At 61.0% G+C, this 24,716-nt stretch carries 22 protein-coding genes; 16 read left to right on the top strand and 6 right to left on the bottom strand.

Annotated elements, in window-relative coordinates; all coding sequences use genetic code 11:
* Positions 1 to 59 precede the first annotated feature (59 nt).
* Together V5E97_RS27070 and V5E97_RS27075 are read right to left on the bottom strand one after the other, a co-directional pair.
* Entirely contained in the window at positions 60 to 890 is an 831-nt protein-coding gene (locus V5E97_RS27070) for a helix-turn-helix domain-containing protein (protein ID WP_406694686.1), read from the bottom strand.
* Positions 891 to 939: 49 nt separating this feature from the next.
* Positions 940 to 1,215 (bottom strand): hypothetical protein, encoded by a 276-nt coding sequence (locus V5E97_RS27075; RefSeq protein WP_406694687.1) that lies wholly within the window; start codon positions 1,213 to 1,215, stop codon positions 940 to 942.
* An 89-nt stretch (positions 1,216 to 1,304) separates the two neighbouring features.
* On the opposite strand from V5E97_RS27075, the gene istA reads away from it, so the two are divergent.
* From istA to V5E97_RS27090, 3 genes are all read left to right on the top strand, one after another.
* Positions 1,305 to 2,795 (top strand): IS21 family transposase, encoded by a 1,491-nt coding sequence (gene istA / locus V5E97_RS27080; RefSeq protein WP_406694507.1) that lies wholly within the window; start codon positions 1,305 to 1,307, stop codon positions 2,793 to 2,795.
* Positions 2,792 to 3,667 (top strand): IS21-like element helper ATPase IstB, encoded by an 876-nt coding sequence (gene istB, locus V5E97_RS27085; RefSeq protein WP_406694508.1) that lies wholly within the window; start codon positions 2,792 to 2,794, stop codon positions 3,665 to 3,667. Before istA ends, istB begins: the two co-directional genes overlap by 4 nt.
* 531 nt (positions 3,668 to 4,198) lie before the next feature.
* Complete coding sequence (locus tag V5E97_RS27090; protein ID WP_406694688.1) at positions 4,199 to 4,525, top strand: ATP-binding protein; 327 nt, start codon at positions 4,199 to 4,201, stop codon at positions 4,523 to 4,525.
* Positions 4,526 to 5,339: 814 nt separating this feature from the next.
* Here V5E97_RS27090 and V5E97_RS27095 read toward each other — a convergent pair.
* From V5E97_RS27095 to V5E97_RS27110, 4 genes are all read right to left on the bottom strand, one after another.
* Positions 5,340 to 5,921 (bottom strand): IS5 family transposase, encoded by a 582-nt coding sequence (locus V5E97_RS27095; protein ID WP_406694689.1) that lies wholly within the window; start codon positions 5,919 to 5,921, stop codon positions 5,340 to 5,342.
* The gene (locus V5E97_RS27100) at positions 5,840 to 6,208 is read right to left on the bottom strand and encodes an IS5 family transposase (RefSeq protein WP_406694690.1); all 369 of its coding nucleotides are present in this window, start codon (positions 6,206 to 6,208) and stop codon (positions 5,840 to 5,842) included. Before V5E97_RS27100 ends, V5E97_RS27095 begins: the two co-directional genes overlap by 82 nt.
* 221 nt (positions 6,209 to 6,429) lie before the next feature.
* A complete protein-coding gene (locus tag V5E97_RS27105; protein ID WP_406694691.1) occupies positions 6,430 to 7,080 on the bottom strand; it encodes a hypothetical protein in 651 nt (216 codons plus the stop codon).
* Between the two features lie 34 nt (positions 7,081 to 7,114).
* On the bottom strand, positions 7,115 to 8,479 hold the full coding sequence (locus V5E97_RS27110) for an MATE family efflux transporter (protein WP_406694692.1): 1,365 nt from the start codon (positions 8,477 to 8,479) through the stop codon (positions 7,115 to 7,117).
* 268 nt (positions 8,480 to 8,747) lie between these two features.
* On the opposite strand from V5E97_RS27110, the gene V5E97_RS27115 reads away from it, so the two are divergent.
* The 13 genes from V5E97_RS27115 (at position 8,748) to V5E97_RS27175 (ending at position 24,579) form a co-directional block, all read left to right on the top strand.
* On the top strand, positions 8,748 to 9,401 hold the full coding sequence (locus tag V5E97_RS27115; RefSeq protein WP_406694693.1) for a cytochrome c3 family protein: 654 nt from the start codon (positions 8,748 to 8,750) through the stop codon (positions 9,399 to 9,401).
* Positions 9,398 to 12,481 carry a TAT-variant-translocated molybdopterin oxidoreductase gene (locus V5E97_RS27120; protein WP_406694694.1) on the top strand — a complete coding sequence of 1,028 codons (3,084 nt, stop codon included), beginning with the start codon at positions 9,398 to 9,400 and terminating at the stop codon, positions 12,479 to 12,481. Before V5E97_RS27115 ends, V5E97_RS27120 begins: the two co-directional genes overlap by 4 nt.
* Positions 12,471 to 13,913 carry an NrfD/PsrC family molybdoenzyme membrane anchor subunit gene (nrfD, locus tag V5E97_RS27125; protein WP_406694695.1) on the top strand — a complete coding sequence of 481 codons (1,443 nt, stop codon included), beginning with the start codon at positions 12,471 to 12,473 and terminating at the stop codon, positions 13,911 to 13,913. The genes V5E97_RS27120 and nrfD overlap by 11 nt, the downstream gene beginning before the upstream one ends.
* 47 nt (positions 13,914 to 13,960) lie before the next feature.
* Complete coding sequence (locus V5E97_RS27130; protein ID WP_406701223.1) at positions 13,961 to 14,503, top strand: DUF3341 domain-containing protein; 543 nt, start codon at positions 13,961 to 13,963, stop codon at positions 14,501 to 14,503.
* A gap of 47 nt (positions 14,504 to 14,550) precedes the next feature.
* On the top strand, positions 14,551 to 15,165 hold the full coding sequence (locus V5E97_RS27135; RefSeq protein WP_406694696.1) for a c-type cytochrome: 615 nt from the start codon (positions 14,551 to 14,553) through the stop codon (positions 15,163 to 15,165).
* On the top strand, positions 15,162 to 16,352 hold the full coding sequence (locus V5E97_RS27140; RefSeq protein ID WP_406694697.1) for a hypothetical protein: 1,191 nt from the start codon (positions 15,162 to 15,164) through the stop codon (positions 16,350 to 16,352). The genes V5E97_RS27135 and V5E97_RS27140 overlap by 4 nt, the downstream gene beginning before the upstream one ends.
* Before the next feature lie 3 nt (positions 16,353 to 16,355).
* On the top strand, positions 16,356 to 16,820 hold the full coding sequence (locus V5E97_RS27145; RefSeq protein WP_406694698.1) for a hypothetical protein: 465 nt from the start codon (positions 16,356 to 16,358) through the stop codon (positions 16,818 to 16,820).
* Positions 16,817 to 17,650, top strand: a complete 834-nt coding sequence (locus V5E97_RS27150) for an SCO family protein (RefSeq protein ID WP_406694699.1) — start codon at positions 16,817 to 16,819, stop codon at positions 17,648 to 17,650. Before V5E97_RS27145 ends, V5E97_RS27150 begins: the two co-directional genes overlap by 4 nt.
* A 61-nt stretch (positions 17,651 to 17,711) precedes the next feature.
* Positions 17,712 to 18,659, top strand: coding sequence for a cytochrome c oxidase subunit II (gene coxB / locus V5E97_RS27155; RefSeq protein ID WP_406694700.1), 948 nt, complete (start codon positions 17,712 to 17,714; stop codon positions 18,657 to 18,659).
* Positions 18,656 to 20,278 (top strand): cytochrome c oxidase subunit I, encoded by a 1,623-nt coding sequence (ctaD, locus tag V5E97_RS27160; RefSeq protein ID WP_406694701.1) that lies wholly within the window; start codon positions 18,656 to 18,658, stop codon positions 20,276 to 20,278. Before coxB ends, ctaD begins: the two co-directional genes overlap by 4 nt.
* Positions 20,259 to 20,957, top strand: a complete 699-nt coding sequence (locus tag V5E97_RS27165; protein WP_406701224.1) for a cytochrome c oxidase subunit 3 — start codon at positions 20,259 to 20,261, stop codon at positions 20,955 to 20,957. Before ctaD ends, V5E97_RS27165 begins: the two co-directional genes overlap by 20 nt.
* On the top strand, positions 20,954 to 21,265 hold the full coding sequence (locus V5E97_RS27170; protein ID WP_406694702.1) for a cytochrome C oxidase subunit IV family protein: 312 nt from the start codon (positions 20,954 to 20,956) through the stop codon (positions 21,263 to 21,265). Before V5E97_RS27165 ends, V5E97_RS27170 begins: the two co-directional genes overlap by 4 nt.
* Before the next feature lie 2,267 nt (positions 21,266 to 23,532).
* Positions 23,533 to 24,579, top strand: coding sequence for a DUF1559 family PulG-like putative transporter (locus V5E97_RS27175; RefSeq protein ID WP_406694703.1), 1,047 nt, complete (start codon positions 23,533 to 23,535; stop codon positions 24,577 to 24,579).
* Positions 24,580 to 24,716: the final 137 nt, after the last annotated feature.

Genomic DNA, 24,716 nt, shown 5'->3' on the forward strand with positions numbered 1-24,716 from the left:
GTTTGGCCCTGCTTCGGTTCGTTATTTTGTTAGGGTCTCTAAGAAGGACTTGCCGATTCTCAGTAGCTCTCAATCTGGTCAGCACTCACTCCGAGCCGCTGAGCAAGAACGTTGAGCGTCTTGCCATGTGGCTTCCCGACTTCGTTCCGCTCAATTCGAGCAATTGTCTTCTTCGCAAGAGGGGCAAAGTCCTCCTGCGTTAGCTTTCGTTGCAGGCGAAGCCTACGCAGGGATGCTCCAAAGGATTGCTCACTCTTGAGCCGTTCTTTCTTGAGATTCTGGCGATACGTGGCATCGTTCTCGTAAAGGATGGCATCCGCCGATGCCTCGTAGTCACCGAGGGCGACCGTATGGCCAAAGTCCGTAAATCCCAGTTTGCTGAAGTCTGGCTCCGTGCCGTCTCCTGAAGTCTCAAAGGCGGAGAAGGGGAGCACCATCGTCTCTCGGCTGCCCCTCACGAGAGCCAGTGTCTCGGTCTCCATGTCGGCCGCACCACCGATGAAACGGCTCGAGGCGTCGTTTCCGGTAATGACCCTCACCAACTCCTCAACCGGGAGCCACCGGGAATCTTTGCCCAGGCCGAGCACTGTTCCGAAAACGCCGAGGAGAGCAGGCACGCTCTCCGCGGGTGGTGGCTCGATCGTGAGAAGCTGTGCACCTCGAGCCCGAGGCCGGTTGCTCATGCTCGATTTGAGCAATGCAATGGTTGAAGTGCGATGGAACGAGATGAAAACGGTGTTGCTCGTCGCGAGACGCACAACCTGATCCAGATCCGCCGCGCGACAGACGTTCACGCTGGGAGGTAGCGGAGTGCGGAACCGATTCGTCGAGCCAAAGAGGTAAAATTCGGTTGCTGGTTTTGCTTTTATGGGTGGTAAAAGTTTAGACATCTTCGTCCTCCACTTCGCTCGAAACGGGATTGGTGGGATACTTTTGGTCTCAGGCTTCGCAAAGCTCTTTCCAGTTGTCTTCGTTTTCAATCAACACTCGGACCTCATCATCAATTTCTTTCCAACTGCCTCCCGGCGGCACGATGAAGTCCCTGTTCCTAAGACCGATTCGCCACATCCGTTCGCCGTGCCATACGGTGACGTGAGGAGGCTCCAGCCTCTCTTTCTCCTGAATCTTTACCTTCCACCCACGTGCTGTGAACGTCGGTCGAAAAACGTAGCGCTCGCCGGTCTCCGATGTTCGGTCGAAAAACGTAGCGCTCATAGATCCACTCGTGGCGTCTGGTACACCAAGGCGAACACTGTTTCGCCTCGATACCCCACGCGTCGCGAGGTCTTTGGGTGTTCACACACATGCAAAACTGGGCCGAGATCCGCCGTCGCGTCCTCGTGGACAGGCAGAGCAAACGTTCCATCTGCCGCGAGTTCGACATCCACTGGGACACCCTCCAAAAGATCCTCCTCCATAACGAGCCTCCAGGCTATCGCCAGAACCTGCCCCGCTCACGCCCCAAACTCGAACCGTTCTTGCCGATCATCCACCAAATCCTCCAGGACGACCGCAAGGCGCCGAGGAAGCAGCGGCACACCGTTCGACGCATCTTCCAAAGACTTAAAAATGAACATGGCTATCTTGGTGGATTGACAATGGTCCAAGGCGTCGTCCAAGCCTGGCGGGAGGGGCAAGCCGAAGCGTTCCTCCCCTTGATCCACCGACCCGGCGACGCTCAAGCGGACTTCGGACGCGCCGTCATTAACATCGCCGGACAATCCTGTACCGCCGCGATGTTTGTCATGACGCTCACCCATTCCGATGCGATCTTCTGCGCCGTTTTTCCGCGGGAATGCACGCTCACTTTCCAGGAGGGACATCGCCTCGCCTTCGACTGCTTCGGCGGCGTACCCCGTCGGATCACCTACGACAATACCCGGATCGCCGTGGCTCGGATTGTCGGTCAGCGGGGGGAGGGCGTGACGACTGAGTTTCTCAGAATGAAAAGTCACTACTTGTTTGAATCTCATTTCTGCCGCGTCCGTTCCCCTAACGAAAAAGGACATGTGGAGTCGCTTCTAGGCTATGCGCGGCGTAACTTCCTCGTGCCGGTCCCCGAGGCCGATTCCTTCGCCGCGCTCAATGCACGCCTGGAAGAGAGCTGCCGGAGTGACCTGAAACGCACGACCCGGGGCCAGACGCTGACCAATGCCCAACTCCTGGAGCGGGAGCAAGCCGAACTGTTGGCCATTCCCGAGGAGTCGTTGAGCATCCGTCAGGTGGAGTCGGTCCGGGCCAATTCGTTGTCGCTGGTGCGATTCGACCGCAACGATTACTCGGTCCCGACTCGTTACGCGCATCGGCGTTTGACTGTCGTGGCGGATGTGGAACGGGTACGAGTGGAGACGACCGGAACGATCGTCGCCAACCATCCTCGCTCCTGGGATCGCTGTCGGACGATCTTCGATCCAATCCATTATCTGGGCCTGCTGGAGCGGAAGCCCGGGGCGCTCGACTATGCCCGCCCCCTGGAGGGCTGGGAGTTGCCGGAGTGCTTTGCGGCACTCCGACTCCGCCTGGCCAAGGATGAGGGGCCGCGTGGCCAGGTCGAGTACATCCGAGTCCTTCGACTCCTGGAACAAGCCACGCTCGAGGAGTTGACCGCGGCGGTCGAGCAGGCCTTGAGTCTGGAGGTGTCGGCGGCCGACGGGGTGCGGTTGATTTTGGAGCACCGGCGGGATCGGCCGACGGTGACGTTGGACCTGGCCGGCCTCCCCCACTTGCCACGCGTGAGCGTCCCGGATCCGGACCTGAGCGGCTACCGCTCGTTGTGCGGGGAGGTGCCGCGATGAGCAAGTCAAGCTCGACGCCAGGGGACTTGGTACGTTTGAAGCCGATGCTGAGGTCATTGAAGTTGCCGACGATCTGGGCGGAGTGCGAGAAGGTCGCCCGGCAGTGCGCGAGTGACCGGGTGGACCATCTGGGTTATCTGTCGCGGGTGTGCGAATTGGAACTGATCGAGCGCGAGCGGAAGGCGGCGGCGCGCCGACTGAAGGGGGCGAGGTTTCCCGCGGTGAAGACTCTGGGAGAATTCGAGTTCGCGGCCCAGTCGGTGATCCCCGAGATCCTGTTGCACAATCTTTCAAAGTGCGAGTACATTGACAAGCGAGAGAATGTGCTGTTGGTCGGTGCGTCGGGCACGGGGAAGACGCACCTGGCGATATCGCTCGCCGTGGAGGCATGCCAGCGAGGTAAGCGGGTGCGTTTCGTGAGGGTGATTGAACTGATCACGAGCCTTCTGGAGGCCCGGGATCAACACCAGTTGGCGCGGCTGAAGGGCCAGTTGAACAAGCTGGACCTGTTGGTGCTCGACGAACTGGGCTACGTGCCCGCGAGCAAGGTAGGAGCAGAACTATTCTTTGACGTGATCAGCACTGCATATGAACGAACGAGTTTGATCGTAACGACGAACCTTCCGTTCGAGCGTTGGACGGAAGTGCTGTTGGACGCGAGCCTGACGGCGGCTGCGTTGGATCGCCTGACGCACCGCTGCCACATCGTCGAGACGGGCAGTGAGAGTTATCGTCTCAAGGAGGCGAAGCGTCGTCGCATCGCTCCGGATGGCTTGAATCGTGAAAGGAAGGTATCGAGTCCGAGTCCCGTGAGCGAAGGTCGAGTCGGTGAGCGGTCGTCCCCTGTGGACGAGTCGATCTCAGGCAGGTAACATCTGTTTACCGGGCGCTACGTTTTTCAACCGGCGCGCGCTACGTTTTTCGACCGACGTTCACAACGTGCTCTTAGCTTCTTGGGTAGCGGCAACTGGAAAGGCATTTTATCTCCCTCTAATTATGTCCCTTTTTGTCGCTTTTGTGAAGGGGGCGTTTTCGGAAGCTGAAAAGTCTGCCAGGTGGTTCTCGGCATTCTCTCGGGGCCTGGGGGCAAGGAACAGAATCTCGGCACTTCGGTCAGGAAATGCCTCCTCTGGCTTGAGTCCGAAAAGTTGGCGTGCCGTGATTTCCGCGGGTTCGGGCGTTGAGCCAGTGAGGAGTAGCCAGGCACTTTGAATGGGCAATCTGGGAGCTTCAGCGGAAACAGGCAGGTTGCCCCCCCCCCCTCGCCTGACGAATTGCCCCGAGCTTCCCACTTTACCGTCTTTAGGTGCCTGGCCATAATTCCCGTACTTCTATAACGAGGCTTTGTATCCCGACATGAGAACGTGCTCATTTTCAGGAATCCCGGCTCTGGCAAGACGCACGTGGCGTGTGCGATCGGTCAGGAACTGATCCGCTCGGGACGGAAGGTCCAGTTCGCGACCTGCGGGCTGATGGTGCAGGACTTGCTGGCGGCAAAGCGGGATCTGAAACTTCGCGGATTTCTCAAGAAGATTTCCCGATATGAGGTGCTGATTCTTGATGATATTGGATACGTTCAGTACAGCCGGGAAGAGATGGAGGTGCTGTGCAAGCTGAAGGGCTTGTGCACCACACCTCGAGCAGGCAATTCTAATTGTTGCCAATCACCTCTTCTGAAATTCGGCAAAAGCTCTGGATTCCATAGTCAGGAACGCCTCCCGCAGTTGTGATGATCGACGCTGGGGGGCAAAGCCGGGCCACTCCGGGAAACGTCGATGCGCTTCATCCCAAAACTTTCGGAATTGTTCGTCTGGCTCCCCGAGGATTAGCGTCGTTCGGAAGCGGAGTACAAAGCGAATAACCTGCCAATGGTTGATGAGCTTTAAGGCTCGAAACTCGGGAAGTTCATCCGACCAAACGAGTGCGCCGGACATCATTTCGTAGTAGAAGGTCGCCTGCGGAGAGCGGACCAATCCTCGCAGCAATGGGGCGATATCCCGCATCGCCTGTGTCGCAATAGGATTCAAGCTAACCACCTCTTTGCATCTCGGCTGACTGTTGTTCTGCAATAAACAATCAAGTGGAAAATTAATTAAATAAATGTAATTGCGAATGTAGCGCTCGCGAGTATTGCCGTTGTTTTGGTGTAATGGGGCACCGCAAAGAGTCTCAGAGATAATTTTGTCTAATTCGTGTCAAGATAAATCAAATGTGTGGGACGCTTGCTTTGGGGTTTTCCTGGGGATTAAGGCGAGTCTAGAGCGGTTTACGATCGCATTGCGCACGGTGGAGGAAAACGGGGACTGGCTCCCGGCCCGCTCCATGCTCGGCTTTTCCGGACGACCTGGCGGCCGGGTGCCTGTCCCCATTTTCCGGGCCGTCACGGGCGGCCTCGGCGGAAAGGGGGACAGGCACCTCCGCTGCGCTCCGGAGCCAGTCCCCGTTTCCGCACGTGCTCCTGAGTCTTGAGACCAACCACCGTGCGCAACGCATCCGCAAACCGCTCTAGAGGTTCTTGAGACGGAGGATTTCGTCTTCGAGTTCCTAGGCTCTGTCTGGAAATAGGCGCTTCAGGGCTTTTTCCATAATCGCGATTAACCACAATGCAACGTAGTTGACTGCTAATTTCTCAAAGCGTGTGCCCAAGGAGCGATACTCCTTGTACCACCCGACCACTCGCTCGATGATGTTGCGCTGCTGATACGTCGCCTTATCAAAGCGCTCATCGCGCGATTGGTTCGACCGTGTCGGGATCACCGCTTCGATGCGCCGCCGACACCAGCGGCGGATGCGTGGATAACTGTAACCCTTGTCCCCAGCCAGGCGGATCGGCCCACGACTCTGGCCCTTGCGCCGGTGAAACAGCCGCCGAGCCATCGTCGGCTCCAACGCCTTGCTCTCATGCGCCTGTCCGGCCGTGACGTGGATGGCAACGATGAAACCATGGCGATCACATACCAAGTGGACCTTGGTGCCGAATCCGCCCCGCGAACGCCCGAGCGCATGGTCAGGCGGCTCTTGCAGTTGCGTCTCCTTACGTCCGCTCAGCCGCCGCGACCCCGCTCCCGCTTTTTCCCCCCACCGGCCGCCGCCCTGCTGGCACGGACGATGGTGCCGTCGATACACCAGAGGTCGTGGTCGATCTGCTTCTTGTCGTCCAGTTCGTCCAGCAGCGAGGTGACGATGCGGACCCAGGTGCCGTCGCGGCGCCAACCGTTGAAGCGGTCGAAGACAGTTTGCCAAGGCCCATAACGCTCGGGGAGGTCACGCCAGGGGGCGCCGGTATGCAAGATCCAAAGGATACCGTTAATGATGGTGCGGCGGTCGCTGGAAGGGCGGCCCTTCTTGGCCTGCCGCGGGAACAGCGGAGCGATTCGCGCCCACTGCGGATCGGACAGTTCGTAGCGACGCATGGGTGGCCTCCCGTGATGAACTTCCCAGTTCGTGAGACGGGCTTACCCATATCGTGTACTTTTGTTCAATTTCCAGGCAGAGCCTAGAAGCCATTCTGCAACTGGCGATTAATCTCAAGTCAAGCGGTTGACGTACGAGCGGGGTGCATTCGGATTCAGGGATGTCGGGCGGCGCGGCGGATATGGTTTACCGCCGGGTGCAAAATTATTGACACTCCTTGTTACCAGTGAATGCAAAATGTTTGGTAAATGTGTATTATTGACGTGATTGAAATTGCGATCCATATCGATCCAAGAATGCGGCCCGACCGGTCGAGCCAGGTCGGCTCGGGGCGCCACTGCCGACCCAACGCCATCGTCACCCAGCACCAGGCGACGGCCGCTCCGACATGGACTGAGCTGAAGATGAGCGTCCTGGAGATTCGATAGAGGTGAAGGCCATTGTCCGGCTCCGTCATCACCCAGACCGTGAGTCCGACCGGCACCGTGAGTCCGATGACGACCGTCGCGACGAGACACGCCATCATCCCCGGCTGACGGACGATCCGGCGTCGGGGCGGACGGGCCACTCGCCATTGCAGCAGCAGGCAGGCGACCGTCCATGACGCGAGCCACGGCAATATGAGAAACGACTCGAGGCTGATGAAAATCTCGGTGAAGAGGCTGATCGACGGACCTTCGTCCGGCCACGGGGAAACCGTGACCCAGATCACCTTCAAGTCGGGTGCATAGGCCCGACTCGCGGCCAGGCCGATCGCCGTGGCGACGACCAGGATCATGCCATCGGCGACCCCGAATCTCCGACCGGCCGCGGCTTGTCGGTTGCCGGGCTTCCGGGTCTCCTCAACGCGGGTGGGAGTTGGTCCGTCCATGACCCACGTTGTACCGACCCATGGTTCCTCAAGTCTACGGTCGAGCCCTGAATGCAACTCCCGGCGCCGTTTCCGTCTGTCGGAGGCGGCGGGCCTGGCGAAGCCAGACTCGGAGGAGGGTCAGGCCGGCGGCGACCAGGCCGATCGAGAGACCGATCCAGAGGCCGAGCGCTCCCAGGCCGCCGGGGAAGGCGAGGGCGTAGCCGCAGGGCAATCCCAGGGCCCAGTGCGCCAGCAGGTTGATGAGCATCGGTGTTTGGGTGTCCCCTACCCCTCGCAGGACTCCGGTGGTCACGCCCTGGAGGCCGTCGAACAACTGGAAGCAGGCGGCGACCCCGAGGAGCGTCAGGCCGGTCGCGACGACGGTGGGGTCGGTGGTGAAGACGCCGAGGATCCAGCCTGGGATCAAAAGAAAGGTCAGGCCCGAGCAGGTCATGAAGCCGGCCCCGAGTGCAATCGCGGTCCAGCCGGCCCGCACGGCGGCGACCGGGTCGCGGCGGCCCAAGGCCCGGCCGACCAGGACCGCGGCGGCCGAGGCGAGGCCCAGCGGGATCATGAAGGTCACGCTGGCGACGTTCAGGACAATCTGGTGCGCGGCCAGTGAGGCCGAGTCGAGTCGGCCCACCAGGGTTGTTGCCGTCGCGAACACTCCGACCTCCAGAGTCAGGTGGGCCGCGGCGGGGAACCCCAAGGCGAGGAGTCGCCTGATTCTCGCCAGATCGGGCCGCCAGTCGGTCGCGCTCAAGGCCAGCCCTGACCCACGCCGAGGGATCAAGGCGGCGATGACGACGACCAGGGCCAGGTAGACCCGCGAGAGGGTTGTGGCCCAACCCGATCCTTCGACCCCCCAGGCGGGCGCGCCCAGGTGGCCGTAGACCAGGGCCCAGTTGGCCAGGGCGTTGATGATGTTGGCGCTGACCAGGGCGAATACGATCGGGGACAGCCGGCCGATTGCCTGCAAGTAGCGCCGGAAGGCGGCGAAGACGAGCAGTGGTCCCATGCTCCAGGCGATCGCACGGATGTAAGGGATGGCCAATCGGATGATCACAGGATTGACTCCGAGCGCATTCAGCCACGGCCCTGCCATGAAGACCAGGGCGGTCAACGGGAGGGTCAGAGCCAGGCCGAGGTAGACCCCTTGGGTCACCGCGCGTCGACAGTCAGCGAGTTGCCCCGCCCCGAACGCTTGCGAGATCAAGGTGTCGAGCCCGAGCAGCATTCCCATTCCGAAGACAGCCACGGTGAGGAAAAAGGTGCCGCCGATGCTGACCGCCCCGATCGCCTCGGCCCCCAGCCGACCCACAATAATCGTGTCGACGATTCCCATGGCCATCCAGCCCAACTCCGCCAGGACCACCGGTCCCGCGAGCCTCAGGGTCGGCCCTAATTCCCGTGTCATTTCCCATCGGCCGTTCGCCAACGAATCGTCCCCTCTTGCAATTTCAGCCATTCTCGGATAAATCACTTTTGGTTGAGTGTGCTCGGCTCTGGCACCGATTTTGCAGAATTCTAGCGGGTTCGGTCAGGCCAAACTGACGAGTAAACACAAACGTTTTTTGATTTGACTGCTGATTGAAGGCGATTAAATCAGAATTCAACAAGCAGTCGAATGACGGAGTGGGCCGGGGGTTCCGGCCCGTCCAGGATCGTGGGGAGGGGCGTTCACGGTGCAGGTTTTTCCGCCGAGCACGAACACGATTTCCCGCGTCAGCATCTTCGGGGCGGTCTTTTTCGCCGTGGGTCTGCTGTTCGTGGTCTACATGATTTTTCGGTCGCCGTACGTGACTCAGGTCAACGTGGCGCGGGACCAGCCTGTGCCGTTCAGTCACGAGCATCACATTACGGCGCTGGGGATCGACTGTCGCTATTGCCACACGTCGGTCGAGTCCTCAACGTTCGCCGGGATTCCCGCGACTGAGACGTGCATGTCGTGCCATTCCCAGATTTGGGTAAACAGTCCGATGTTGGAGCCGGTTCGCAAGAGCATGCAAACCAATGAGCCGATTCGTTGGAATCGCGTGCATGATCTTCCTGACTATGCCTACTTCAATCATGCTGTCCACGTGAATAAGGGGGTCGGGTGCGTCAGTTGCCACGGGCGGGTCGACTTGATGCCGCTGACCTGGAAAGCGGAGCCGATGACGATGGAGTGGTGTCTGGGGTGCCACCGCGAGCCCGAGAAACACCTCCGGCCGATCGAGGAAGTCTTCAATATGACTTGGACCCCGCCAAAGGATCAATTGGCGCTGGGACGGGAGCTGGTCAAGAAGCAGCATATCCCGGTCGACCGGCTCACCAACTGCTACGTGTGCCACCGATGATGATTCACAGCCGAAAGACAGACGGGCTTGACCTCGCCTCGTTGCGCGATCGCCTCGCCGGCCAGCGCGGGCCTCGCTACTGGCGGAGCCTCGAGGAGCTGGCGGAAACCGAGGAGTTTCAGTCGTTCCTCGATCGCGAGTTCCCGCACGGAGCTCCCGAACTGGTCGACGCCACCAGCCGCCGCAACTTCTTGAAGTTGATGGGGGCCTCACTGGCGTTGGCCGGAGTGAGCGGCTGCACCCACGAGGCGGGCGAGAAGATCGTGCCCTACGTGCGGGCTCCCGAGGACCTCGTGCCCGGCAAGCCGCTTTACTACGCCACGGCGATTTCACGGAGCGGTTCCCCGATCGGCGTGCTCGCCGAAAGCCACATGGGCCGGCCCACGATGGTCGAGGGGAACGAGAAGCACCCGGACAGCCTGGGAGCGATCGACTACTTCGCTCAGGCGGCCGTGCTCACCCTCTACGATCCCGATCGCTCGCAAGTGGTCACGCGCCGCGGCGGGCAGATCAGCACCTGGGATGCGTTCCTGACCGCAGCGGTCGCGGCGCTCGAGGCCCAGCGCCCACACAAGGGACGCGGGGTGCGGATCCTGACCGAAACGGTCACCTCGCGAAGCCTGGGTCGCCAGATCAGGGCGTTCCTCGAGGAGTTTCCCGAAGCGATTTGGTGTCAGTACGAACCCGCCGGCCGTGACTCGGTCCGCGCCGGGGCTCGGCTCGCCTTCGGCCGTGACGTCGCGATCCGCTATCACGTGGCCAAGGCCGACGTGATCTTCGCCCTCGGGTCCGACTTTCTCGCCGAAGGGCCGGGACACCTACGCTCGGCCCGCGAGTTCGCCGCCCGTCGCGAGACCCTGGACTCGATGAACCGGCTCTACGTCGTGGAGACCACGCCGACGATCACCGGTTCGATGGCCGACCATCGACTCGCCGCGGCGGGGCATCGGATCGCCGACTTCGCGAACTTCCTGGCGCGAGAGCTCGAAGTCAAGGTCGCGTCCCCGGGCGGCGCCCTTTCCGAGCCGGAAGCGCATTGGGTTCGGGCCCTGGCCAAGGACCTCCGCAAGAGCAGGGGCAAAGCCCTGGTCATCGCGGGTGAAGAACAGCCGCCGTTGGTTCACGCCCTGGCGCACGCCCTGAACCAGGTTCTGGGCAACGTCGGAACGACGGTCGTCTACACCGAACCGGTCGAGGAACAGCCGGTCAACCAGACGGAGTCGATCCGGACCCTGGCGAACGACCTCGAGGCCGGCAAGGTGGACGTGCTCGTGGTGCTCGGGGGCAACCCCGCTTACGACGCGCCCGTGGATCTCAATTTCGGCCCGCGAATGGGCAAGGCGAAGTTCAGCGCCCATCTCGGTCTCTACGAGGACGAGACGGCCGCACTCTGCCATTGGCACCTTCCCGAGACTCACGAGCTCGAGGCTTGGGGCGACATCCGCGCTTCCGACGGCACGGTGACGATCCAGCAGCCTTTGATCGCCCCCTTGTACGACGGCCGACCCGCGATCGAGCTGGTCGCCGGCCTGCTCCGGCGCCCCGACCGCTCGGGCTATGAGATCGTCCGGGAGACCTGGAAGGACCAGGCCGGAACCGCTGATTTCGAGACATTTTGGCGGACGGCCGTCCATGATGGCGTCATTGAGGGGACAAGCTTGCCTCCGCTTGCGGTTTCGCTGTCGGGCGAACTGGCGCAGCTCGAGAGCCCGCGCGCTCCCCAAGGGGATGAGCTGGAACTCGTCTTCCGCACCGACCCGACAATCTGGGACGGGCGGTATGCCAATAATGGCTGGCTCCAGGAACTGCCCAAGCCGTTGACCAAAATGACCTGGGACAACGTGGCGCAGTTCGCTCCGGCCGCGGCCGAACGGCTCGGCCTGAACAACGGCGACCTGGTTGAACTCAAGTACAAGGGTCGATCGGTTGAAGCGCCGGTCTGGATCAGCCCGGGACATGCCGATCGCTCGGTGACGGTCACGCTCGGCTACGGCCGGACCCGCGCTGGGCGGGTCGGCAACGGGGCCGGGTTCAGCGCCTATCGGCTCCGGACCTCGGAGGCCCCTTGGTTCGACGCGGGGCTCGAGATCCGCAAGACGGGGCGAACCTTCCCGCTCGCCAACACCGAGTTGCACCGCAACGTTCTGAGCCTGAACGAGACGGGCGAGGCGGCGGAGGAGCGGCACCTGGTCCGGGTCGGCACGATCGAGGAGTACCACGCCGAGCCGCACTTCGCTCAGCATCTGGAGCACTCCCCCAAGCCGAAGGACTCGCTCTATCCCGAGATCCTGGGGTCGGTCGACCGCCTGGACGTGGAGCAAGGGGCGACCATGCCCGAGGGAGGTTCGGGCTACGCTTGGGGGATGGCGATCAACCTCAACGCCTGTATGGGCTGCGGGGTCTGCGTCGTGGCCTGCCAGGCGGAGAACAACATCCCGATCGTGGGCAAGGAGGAAGTGTCGCAAGGGCGCGAGATGCAGTGGATCGATATCGATCGCTACTATCACGGCGACCTGGACAACCCCGAGGTCTATCACCAGCCTCGGACCTGCATGCACTGTGAGAACGCCCCTTGCGAGGTGGTCTGCCCCGTCGCCGCGACGGTGCACGACGACGAGGGGATCAACAACATGGTTTATAACCGCTGTGTCGGGACGCGATACTGCGGGAATAACTGCCCCTACAAGGTCCGCCACTTCAACTTCTTCCACTACTCCAAGCCAGTGGCCGAGAGCTTGGTGGTCCTCAACAATCCTGACGTCACGGTCAGGGCGCGCGGCGTGATGGAGAAGTGCACCTTCTGCATTCAGCGCGTGAATGCGGCGAGGTCCACGGCGGAGATCGAAGGACGCCCGATCCGCGATGGCGACGTCAAGACAGCCTGTCAAACGGCCTGTCCGACCCGCGCGATCGTCTTCGGCAACGTCAACGATCCCGACAGCCAGGTTTCCAAGTTGAAGGCCGATCCGCGGAACTACGGGATTCTGACTGAATTGAACACCCGTCCGCGCACGACCTACCTGGCGAAAATTAGGAACCCGAACCCCGAGATCGAGACGGAGTCGCGCGATGGCGTCTGATCGCCCCGAGAATCTGGAGCAGGACGAGCACTCAGTCCTGGCGCCGGGGCATACGTACGCCTCGGTGACCGACAAGATCAGCTCGATCGCGCTCACAAGCCCGTTTCGAAAGAGCTGGATCTTTGGGTTGGCGATCTCGTTCCTGCTGACCTTGATGTTGTTGACCACAATCACGGCGGTCTTGACCCAAGGGGTCGGGCTGTTCGGCATCCGCCGGCCGGTGATGTGGGGTTTCGATATTGTTAACTTCGTGTGGTGGATCGGTATCGGCCACGCCGGGACCTTGATCTCGGCGGTCCTCCTCCTGTTTCGGCAGGAGTGGCGAACGTCGATCAACCGGTTCGCCGAGGCGATGACCCTGTTCGCGGTCGCTTGCGCGGGGCTTTACCCGCTCATGCACATGGGACGTCCCTGGTATTTCTACTGGCTGACTCCCTACCCGAACACGATGGCGCTCTGGCCGCAGTGGCGGAGCCCCTTGGTCTGGGACGTCTTCGCCGTTTCCACCTATGCGTCGGTGTCGCTCTTGTTCTGGTACGTCGGCCTGATCCCCGACCTGGCGACCTTCCGAGACCGGTCGAAGAACCGGCTCGCGAAGATCATCTACGGGATCCTGGCGATGGGCTGGCGCGGGTCGGCGATCCACTGGCACCGGTACCGGACGGCCTACCTGCTCTTGGCGGGTATCGCCACGCCCTTGGTCGTCTCGGTCCATACGGTCGTCAGCCTCGACTTCGCGGCGGGGGTCGTTCCCGGCTGGCACACGACGATCTTCCCGCCTTACTTCGTGGCGGGTGCGATCTACTCAGGGTTCGCGATGGTCTTGACCCTGGCGATCCCGCTCCGACGGTACTACGGCCTCGAGGACTTCATCACGTCGAAGCACCTCGAGAACATGGCCAAGATTCTCTTGGTGACCGGCCTGATCGTGACCTACGGCTATGCCCTGGAAGCGTTCTTCGCCTGGTATAGCGGCAACACATTCGAGCAGTTCATGATGAAGAACCGTGCGACGGGGCCATACTGGCATACGTATGCACTTCTGATTCTTTGCAACTGCATGTCGGTTCAAGTTCTCTGGTCCAAGTGGGCGCGGACGTGCGTGCCGCTCTTGTGGGTGCTCTCGATCGTCATCAACATCGGCATGTGGCTGGAACGCTACGTGATCGTGGTGACGAGCCTGGCCCGTGACTACATCCCAGGCGCGTGGGGGATGTATCACGGCTCGGTGTGGGACTACTCGATGTACTACGGCACGATCGGGCTCTTCTTTGCCCTCCTCTTCCTGTTCATTCGGGTCTTGCCCGTGATCTCGATCGCCGAGATGCGCGAGCTCGTGGCCGAAACGCGGGAACGGAGCGGCGAGGATCACAGCTCGTCACATGACCATGACCACGATGACGACCAGGACCTCGTGGCCTCGTCGGGATAACGGGCGATCAAGCGATGAAAACAACCGCACCACCAATTTATGGTTTGATGGCCGAGTTCACGAGCGCCGAGGCGGTCGTCTCGGCCGCCGAGCGCGCCTACGAGGCGGGCTACCGACGGATGGATGCGTACTCGCCCTATCCCGTGGAAGGGCTGGCCGAGGCGATCGGGTTTACGCGGAACCGGCTTCCGCTGCTCGTTCTCATCGGTGGGCTCATGGGGGGGCTGGGTGCCTACTTCATGATGTGGTACTCGTCCGTGATCCACTACCCGATCAACGTGGGGGGGCGGCCGCTTCATAGCTGGCCGGCCTTCATCCCGATCACGTTCGAGCTGACGATCCTCGGGTCGGCAGTCACGGCGGTGCTCGGGATGCTCGGCCTGAACGGGCTGCCGATGCCTCACCATCCGGTCTTCAACGTTCCGGGCTTCGCCCTGGCGTCGCGCAACCGATTCTTCCTCTGCATCCAGTCGGACGACCCTCAGTACGACCCGACCACGGTCCGCGAGTTCCTCGAGGGACTCGGGCCGAAGTTGGTCTCGGAGGTCGCCACTTCGGCCGGTGGAGAGGCCACGGGGCTGGGACATTGATGCCGAACAACCAACCTGACATGCGTTTATCAACGAAAGAGCCGAGGATGCACTTCGGGCTTCATGACGACTGCTGGGCGCGGCGGGCCACCTGGCTGCCGTGCCTGGCGCTCTTCTTGCTGATGGCGGGTTGCGCCGAGCAAGAGATGGATAAACAGCCGAAGTATCAACGCCCCTATCAAGAAAGCACTTTCTTCGCCGACGGCCAGTCGGCTCGGCCGCTGGTCGCCGGCACGGTCGCTCGCGGCCAGGCACGGATCGACCGGGCCTATTACGAGGGGAAAGTGTCGGGCGACCTTTTGATCAACGAAATCCCGGCCAAGGTGGACCGCAAGGTCCTGGCTCGGGGCCAGCAGCGATACAACATCTACTGTTTGCCCTGTCACGGCGCAACCGGCGACGGCCAAGGGATGATCGTCAAGCGAGGGTTCTCACCTCCGCCTTCGTTCCATCTCGAGCGACTCCGTGACGCGCCCTCGGGGCATTACTTCAACGCCATCACGAACGGCTTTGGCGCCATGTATTCTTATGCCTCGCGAATCCCGGTCGATGATCGCTGGGCGATCACCGCATACATCCGGGCGCTCCAGTACAGTCAGAACGCCAAGCTGGATGATGTCCCCGCCGAGATTCGGCCGAAACTGGAGGGCCAAGGGCGATGAACGCCCCTGATAATCAGCACCTGCACCCACCGCTGGACCGGGTTCGCCGCATTGCGGCCCGACTCGCCATCGCGGGAGCCGTGCTCTGTCTTCTCGCCTGGCTGGTCAATCCAGCCCGGTTCTTCCAGTCGTACCTCGTCGGGTTCATGTTCTGGGTCGGCATCTCGGTCGCCTGCCTGGCGGTGATCATGGTTCACCACCTGGTCGGCGGGCTCTGGGGATTCACGATTCGCCGCCCCGCCGAGGCGGGGGCGTTGACCGTCCCCCTGATGGCGCTCCTGTTCCTGCCGATCGTGCTGGGGATGCGTTACCTCTACCCGTGGACCGACCCGAGCGTGCTTGCCGCTCACCCGGTGGTCCGGGCCAAAGTCCAGTATTTGAATACGGACTTCTTTCTGATCAGGGCGCTGATCTACTTCGTGATCTGGACGGCTCTGGCCTTGATCCTGAACTGGGGGTCGAGAGTTCAGGACCGGGTGGAGGACCCCTACCCCACCCACCGACTCCAGACCTTGAGCGGGCCCGGGATGGTCCTCTACTTCCTCACGGTGACGTTCGCTGCCGTCGACTGGGGGATGTCCCTGGAACCCGAATGGTTCTCCTCGGTCTACGGCGTGATGTTGTTGGTGGGGCACGTCCTGGCGACGTTAGCCCTGTTCACCATCGTCGCGACCTGGTTCTCGGAGACCAAGCCCCTGGCGGAAGTGGCCACGCCGCAAGCGTTCAACGACCTCGGCAACCTGCTACTCGCGTTTGTGATGCTCTGGGCCTACATGTCGTTCTCCCAGTATCTGATCACGTGGAGCGGCAACCTCGCGGAAGAAATTCCGTGGTACCTCCGACGCTCGGTCGGCGGTTGGCGGCCGATCGCCGCGATCTTGATCGTGTTCCATTTCTTCGTCCCGTTCTTCTTGCTGCTCTCGCAAGACCGCAAGCGGAAGGCGCGGGCCTTGACGAAGGTCTGCATCGCGATCTTGTTCATGCGTTTCGTGGATAATACCTGGCTCTACCTGCCCGCGTTCCAGGCTCGCAGCATCCTGGAGTTCTGGTCGGTCGTGCCGGCGTTCGCCGCGATCGGTGGGACCTGGATGGTGGTCTTCCTCAACCGGTTGGAGGCGAGGTCGCTCCTGCCTCGGAACAACCCGCAGTTGACGGCCGCCCTCGAGCACCATGGACATGGAGACTGAGCGATGGACCAGCACCCCGTTGAACATCGTTCGGAGAAGGATGGCCCCGGCTACGAGATCAGGGATGTCAATCCTCGCTATCTCTTGATCTTCGGGATCGTCCTCGTGGTTTTCCTGACCGTGCTCGAGGTCGGCGAGATGGGAGTCTACCGGCTCTTCATCCAGCCGAAAGGGCCGGATCCGGCCGCCCGAGCTCCGGGCGATATCTACGACGTCCTGCGACAGACGCGGGAGACCGCGAACCAGACCTTGACCACCTACGGCTGGGTTGACCCCAAAGCCGGCATCGTTCGGATCCCGATCGATCGCGCCATGGACCTGGTGGTCCAGCGCGACGCCCTCAAGGGCAAGGGACCCAAGACCGAGGCCGAGCTCAACAGTCACGCCGGCACGCCCGCTGAGGCGGCGGACGCCAAGCCCCAAGAAACCAAGGACTCCACGCCCAAGGAGAAGGATATGAAGAAATGACATCCTTCAAAGCGGGACGACCATTTCTTGGCCTTCTCGCCTTTCTGTCGCTCTTGGCCGGGCCCGCGCCGGCCAAGGCGGAGCAGGACGAGACGACCGGGATGATGGCGCGGGTCGGGTTCGACCAGAACCTCGATGCCCAGATTCCGCTCGACCTGCCGCTTCGAGACGAGCAAGGGCGCACGGTCAAGATCGGCGACTATCTGGGGAAGAAGCCGGCGATCTTGAACCTGGTCTATTACCGTTGCCCGATGCTCTGCAACGAGGTGCTCAACACCTTGTTGCGGAGTATGAACGCGCTCTCGTTCGACGTCGGGAAAGAGTTCGACGTGATCACCGTAAGCATCGACCCGAAAGAGACGCCGGGCCTGGCCGCGCGGAAGAAGGCGAGCTACCTGGCTCGCTACGGCCGCCCAGGGGCCGAGAAGGGCTGGCACTTTCTGACCGGGGATCAGGCGTCAATCAGCGAACTGGCCAAGGTCGTCGGGTTCCGCTACGAGTGGGACGCCAAGAACAACCAGTACGCCCACGCCGCGGGCATCATGATCGTGACTCCGCAAGGCAAGCTCTCTCGCTACATCTACGGATTGAGCTACCCCGCGCGGGATTTGCGACTGGGCCTGATGGACGCCGCGATGCGGAGGATCGGCTCGCCGATCGACCAACTGCTTCTCCTGTGTTATCATTACGACCCGAGAACAGGTCGATATAATCTTGCAGCAATGAATGTCATCCGGATCCTGGGCTTTGCCACGATCGGGAGCTTGGGGACGTTCGTGTTTGTCATGCTCCGGAGAGACCGGCGGAAGGTCGTCCTTGAGGATGTGTGAGTAATCGACCGTGGGGCCGGCCGTTTTGGCCGGCCTGAGCCATCGAGGATTCTGTCGAGTCATGTGGGACTTCCCTCTATTCCCGGATCGGGCCACCGCCATTGCCTGGCGGGTGGATGCGGTCTTTTTCTTCGAGCTGGCGATCTGTCTCGCCTTTACGGCCCTGATCTGCTTCTTGATCCTGTTCTACGCGACCAAGTACCGTAAAGGATCGCGGGCGGACCGGTCGAACCCGGTGTCGTCGAATCACCTCCTCGAGGTGATCTGGATCGGGGTGCCGCTGGCGATTGCCATGGTGATCTTCGTCGTGGGGACGGTGGTCTACTACCAGATGTTCCAGTACCCTGCCAACGCCACCGAGGTCTACGCCATGGGGCGGCAATGGATGTGGCAGATCGAGCATCCCGGGGGCAAACGCGAGATCAACGAACTGCACATTCCGCTGGGGCAGCCCGTCAAGCTGCTGCTGAGTTCGCAGGATGTGATTCATAGTTTCTACGTGCCGGCGTTCCGCGTGAAGCAGGATGCCGTGCCCGGCCGCTTTACGTCGATGTGGTTCCAGCCCAATAAGGTCGGGAAGTTCCACCTCTACTGCGCGGAGTATTGCGGAACAAAGCACTCGGGGATGATCGGCTGGGTTGTCGTCATGGAGCCGGCGGACTATCAGCGCTGGCTGGAATCCGGTCCTTCGACGACGCCGATGGCCACCTCGGGCGAGCAATTGTTCAAATCGTACGGATGCAATGGTTGTCATGGTGTGAACTCGACCGTCCGGGCACCCTTGCTCGACGGGGTCTATGGCCATTCGGTTCCCCTGGATGGGGGAACGATCGTGACCGCCGACGAACGCTATCTCCGTGACTCGATCCTTCTGCCCGCGTCGCAGGTCGTTGCCGGTTACAAGCCGGTGATGCCGACTTACCAAGGGCGGATCAAGGAGGACGAGTTGCTCAAGATCATTGCTTACATCAAGTCGCTTGGTCGCAAGAACGAGAGGGTGGAGAAATGAGCGCCCAAGGGGCCGAGCCCCAGCCGAATTATCTGACGGCCGGGCAGAGCGTGCGGTCGTGGCTGCTGACGACCGATCATAAGCGGATCGGCTTGCTGTACATGCTCTCGATCACGCTATTCTTCTTCCTCGGCGGCGCGGCGGCCACGCTTGTGCGGCTCGAACTGATGACCCCTCAGGGGGACATCGTTCATGCCGAAGACTACAACAAGCTGTTCACCGCCCACGGCGTGATCATGGTCTTTTTCTTCCTGGTCCCGTCGATCCCAGCCGTGCTCGGGAACTTCCTGATCCCGATCATGATCGGAGCGCGCGACCTGGCGTTCCCGCGGATGAACCTGGCGAGCTGGTACGTCTACATGCTCGGCGGTCTCTTCACGATCTGGTCGTTGGTGACCGGAGGTGTCGACACGGGGTGGACCTTCTACACCCCGTACAGCAGTATGTTCTCGAACACCCAGGTGATGTCGGCCGCGGTGGGGGTGTTCATCGTCGGGTTCTCGTCGATCTTCACCGGCCTCAACTTCATCGTCACGATCCACAAGATGCGGGCGCCCGGGATGACCTGGAGCAAGCTCCCCTTGTTCGTCTGGGCGCACTACGCGACCAGCGTGATCATGATCCTGGGGACCCCGGTGCTCGCCGTGACGATCGCCCTGGTGGGCCTGGAGCGGTTCTTTGGCTTCGGGATCTTCGACCCGAAGCTCGGAGGGGACCCGATCCTCTTCCAGCACCTCTTCTGGTTCTACTCGCACCCGGCCGTCTACATCATGCTCTTGCCGTCGTTCGGCGTGATCAACGAGATCGTCCCCTGCTTCACGAAACGCCCGGTCTTCGGCTACCACACGATGGCCGTCGCGATGATGGGAATCGCGCTCCTCGGCTTCTTGGTGTGGGGCCACCATATGTTCGTGAGTGGCCAGTCGATGTACGGCGGGATGATCTTCTCGATCCTCAGCTACCTGGTGGCGATCCCGTCCGCGGTCAAGGTCTTCAACTGGACCGCGACCCTGTACAAAGGGACCGTCTCGGGCAGCACGCCGATGCTCTACGCCCTCGGCTTCATCGGCCTGTTCACGATCGGCGGCCTGACCGGCCTGATGCTCGCCTCGCTGGCGGTTGACGTCCACGTCCACGATACCTACTTCGTCGTGGCCCACTTCCACTACATCATGGTGGGAGGCGCGGTGATGGGCTACCTCGGCGGCGTTCACTTCTGGTGGCCCAAGATCACCGGCCGGATGTATCCGGAGATCTGGGGCAAGCTGGCCGCGCTCACCGTGTTCCTCGGGTTCAACCTGACCTTCTTCCCGCAGTTCGTGCTCGGCTACCTGGGGATGCCAAGGCGCTACTACGAGTATCCGCCCGAGTACCAGGTGCTCAACGTCATGTCCACCGCGGGGGCCTCGATCCTGGCGGTTGGCTACATGCTTCCCTTGGTCTACCTGGTCCTCTCGCTCTGGATCGGCAAGGAAGCCGGGCCCAACCCTTGGGGTGCCGCGGGCCTGGAATGGCAGATTCCTTCGCCCCCCTCAGTCCACAACTTCGACGAGCCCCCGGTTGCGCCGGAGCGGCCCTATGACTATCCGCTCAGGGAGCATGACCGTGAGCTTAGCTGAAGCCCGACAACCCAACAGCCGCCTGGCCTCGCATTTCGAGGATATGGGTCAGCAGCTCGAGAGCTCGACCCTGGGGATGTGGACCTTCCTGGCCACCGAAGTGATGTTCTTCGGGGGCCTGTTCCTGGGGTTCTGCGTCTACCGGTTCACCGACGCGTCTCACGGATTCGCGCTGGCCAGCCGGCAGCTCGATATCTGGCTGGGGACTTTCAACACCTTCGTTCTCCTGACCAGCAGCCTGACCATGGCCTTGGCCGTGCGCGCCGGGCAGACGGGGGATCGTGAGGGGCAAGTTCGCTATCTGATCGCGACGATGATCCTGGCGACCAGCTTTCTCGGGATCAAGTCCTACGAGTACTACGAAGAGTTCGAGAAGCATCTGTTCCCAGGTGCCCACTTCAACCCGGCGGCCTTGAAGCTGCCGGCTGATGCCCCGGCCACCTTGGCTCAGCACGCGCAACTCTACTTCGTCTTCTACTTTTTCATGACCGGCCTGCACGCGTTCCACATGATCATCGGGATCGTCATCATGGGAATTCTGGCCGTGCAGGCCAGGCGCGGTAGTTACACCGCCGACTACTTCACGCCGTTAGAGCTGACCGGGCTCTACTGGCACTTCGTCGACCTGGTGTGGGTCTTTCTCTTCCCGCTCCTCTATTTAATCGACCTCCACAAATGAGTTCACATACCACCCCGCACGTCCTGCCAGTATCGACCTACTGCGCGGTCTACGCCGCGCTGATGGTCTTGCTCGTGGCCACGGTCGGATTTGCCTTCATCGATCTGGGATCGTTGAACTTTCTGGTCACGATGGCCATCGCCGTGGCCAAGGCGCTGATGATCGCCCTGATCTTCATGCACGTGTACTACAGCGAGCGTCTGGTCTGGGTCTTCGCCGGCGCCTCATTCCTCTGGCTGTCGATCCTGATCACGTACACCCTGAACGACTACTTCACCCGAGGCATGCTCGGCATCCTGGGTAAGTGAAAATCCTCAAGGTGGAATCCCCGCAAGGGATTCCACCTTGAGAACGAAAAAGCACTCAAGAGCCACGGATCACACGAAAGTCTCCGGATCGGGAAACGTTGCCAGAGAAGCCGTTGGGTTTTTTCCGGGATGACGTTCGATCCGGCACTTTCCTGGCTTCCGTGGTTCGCTCCTTTTTTTTGGTACCCGCCCCCTCTCTTAATCTTGGCGTGATCTCGACCTCGCCGCAGATCCGGCCAACGATGACGCTTCGTCCCGGCAACAATGCTGGACTCGCCCTCAGTGCGTGCCGGCGAAGTGGATCTGACTCGCTCCTTGTTGTTGCGGCTTCCGCCGGACAACTTTGAAGAATGACGTCAGGCCAAAGCCAAAGCCCAACCGGCAAAGAACGGCTTGCTCTTACCCTGGCTCTCACTCCCATTTTTTTCTCAACGATCCGCGGTTGGGCGAGACTCTTTCAAGCACAGCCTGGAGCAAGGTGTCCGGCTTCGCCGAATCTCTTGTGATGTTATAGGCAACTCACGATCGATTCGCGGTGAGAAGCGAACCCCTCCCGTAGGGCGGGCACGGCCCACCAGTAAGTAAACAACGACCCGCCGTAGAGCGAGGAATCACCCTCGTTCCCACGGTCCCCCGTGGGAATGCCGTCCCCGACGCTCCGCGTCATCTGGCCCTCGAAAGCCGAGGACGCAGAGCATCCCAGACTTCATTTCCACGGGGGACCGTGGGAACGAGTAGCGGGAGGCTTGCTCGCTCTGTATCGGGGCGTTGTTTATTTCCTGGTGGGCCGTTGCCCACCCCACGGGAATCGTGGGGCCAACGAGGATGCCACGGCCGAGCGCGTTGAAGTCGGGAGTAACGGGTTCGGCGTAGCTCCGAATTCGATCATTCTCGGGTGAGGCCCAGCAGAGTCATCGCGCCCATCATCCTGACAAGCACGCATACGGACGTGTCCTATATTCTTCATACCTCGAACAAGTGAGAGCAGTTTTCGGCTGTGCGGATCACCGATCGAGTGATCCGGGTGGCAGGAGGCCGTTTTCGGTCCCTGGTCTTCCGGCTGATCCATCGGGGGCCGCCTTCGCTCCCCAACCTCCTCAAGAGGGGGGAGACGCTCCACGCCGTGGACTGCCACCGTTGAGCGGCCCCTGCGGTCAGGTGACTCGGTCGCTCCTCGAGCCGTGCGCTCGTGAGAAGCAGGCCGCTCATTCGACTCACTTCAGTCTCCACGGGCCCGATCGTCCTTCTGATTTCCCAAAGCGAAGGAAGGGCGTTTCCCGACTTTTAAGAATGTCGACGTAACGAGGTTCGGCCAACGATCGCCGAGTCTCACCTTGTCCGGCCTATGACGGTTCTCATGCCGAGGACGACTGAGATTCGCTAACGACACGGTCGCCAACTGTAATCGACAATTGTCTTTGCCTGGTTCTCAGGCATCCGAAGCGCCCGGATGCGCCTTAGCGTTTGAAGAAACCTGTCATTTTTATTCGAAATTGGGCGCTGGCCCGAAAGTTGCGAAGGCAGGTTAGGTGAAGTGAATCAGACGGTGAAATGAATGACCTCGGCGAGAACTCGTCGGGAGCGTGGCTCTTCGGTGAAGGGATGAATCCTCGGCTTGGCTGTCTCCAGAGGCTGGGTTTCATGCCGCATGACTTGTATCAAGTAACCAAGATTGATGGATTCGTTTAATGGTTTTTGGGGGAGCTGCATCCCTGAAGTTGGCGAGTTTTGATGCAAACGAATATGTGAGTCCGGGGGCATCAGACTTGCCTAGCGGCCATCGCATTAGGAGCAGGCAGGCTTGCGTGAGTGCTTCCAGAAGGGATCGGCCCTTCACGGGAAGGCGGAGCCTGGTGGGACTCGGTGGTATTAGGGAAATGGTAGTGTCGATCTCACTGATCTTAGTGACAGACGAAGAATTTGTGGGAGAAAACTTCTTGACACCCGAAGGGCTAGGCCGCTAAATAAAGAGTCTCTCGTCTCAGTTCCGTCTTCTCATCTGCGGCTTCTGTCAGCAAAAGTACTCATTTAGTTCGGGCTTTCGCTCGGTCACGGCTGTGGCTGTGTTCTTCTGCGTATTTGCCTAGTTAAGCTTGTCGGTGTCCGTTCGGCAGGGCGAAAGCCTGCGGGACTCGACGCTGGGCTCCCTTGCGCCGTCATGCTTTCTTGGTGTCGGCGGTGTATCCATTCCCATCGAGTTCAGATGCTATCGATTGAAGCTGTCACGTCTCTGGTCGTTATTCGAGTCATGCATGGAGTCAGGTCCTATGAGCGTTTTTCGTTGCTCGCGGAAGTCAGGTTTCACCCTGATTGAACTGTTGGTGGTCATCGCGATCATCGCGGTCCTGATCGCGCTGTTGCTCCCCGCCGTCCAGGCGGCTCGTGAGGCGGCTCGGCGAACTCAATGCGTCAACAACCTCAAACAAATCGGTCTGGCAACTCACAATTACATTAGTTCAAATGATGTGTTCCCTCCGGGGGCGATGCGTGATGGGTTTGGTAGCTTGAGTAACGGGATGAGTTGGCGTCCCATGATCCTGTCGCACATGGAGGCAGGGAACCAGTACAACTCGATCAACTTCAGTGTGCCGATCACTCAGAATGGGGCGGTCCTGGCAACGGTCTGGTATACGTCGATCGCCAGTTTCCTCTGCCCGTCCGACGGGATCGGTCAGGGCCCTGTCGGCTTCGTTCCTTACAAGGGGCCCAATGGGTCGACCTCGATCACCCCGGCCCCGTTCCGGCCCGGCACGACGTCGGGGCAACTCGTCCCCGTGACGAACTACTTGATGAGCTTCGGCGACAACTACGCGATTCTCCCGCTCTCTGGCGCCAACCCCTGGGAAACGGCCGCCGGGACCGTTCCTCAGATTGGATTCAACGGGTTCTGGGGGACCAACAACGCCGGTGGAACGATGCGCGGCTTCTCCGACTACACGACCGGTGGGGTGGCTTCCATCGCGTCGGTCACCGATGGCACGAGCAACACGATCTTCGTCGGCGAAGGGCTGCCTGACGAGGACGCCAACAATGATTTCTATAGCTTCACCGGGGCCGCGGCCGGCGTGACGGTCCCGATCAACTGGAAGACAAACGAACGCGATTCGGCCTGCGTGGATGCCTGGGGTTCGACCAACTGGAAATGTCGCTTCAGCTACGCCGCTCGCGGATTCAAGAGCCGGCACCCCGGTGGGGCGAACTTCGTCTTCGCGGATGGCTCGGTCCACTTCATCAAGAATTCCATCAACCGAGTCGCCTACGCCGCGCTTGGTAGCCGCAACGGCGGTGAGGTGATCAGCTCCGACTCCTACTGATCGACTCGGACCTTCATTTCCTTTTCCTTTCCTTTCGAGCCGGACTCCACGAGCGGAGAAGGTGAATGCCTATCCGCTGGGAGGGCCTTGTCTGAGCTTCCTCCGAGTCCGGCTCGATGTCTGATTTCGCGTGGCCT

Source organism: Singulisphaera photorubra, from assembly GCF_045290345.1.
Taxonomy (GTDB): Bacteria; Planctomycetota; Planctomycetia; order Isosphaerales; family Isosphaeraceae; genus Singulisphaera.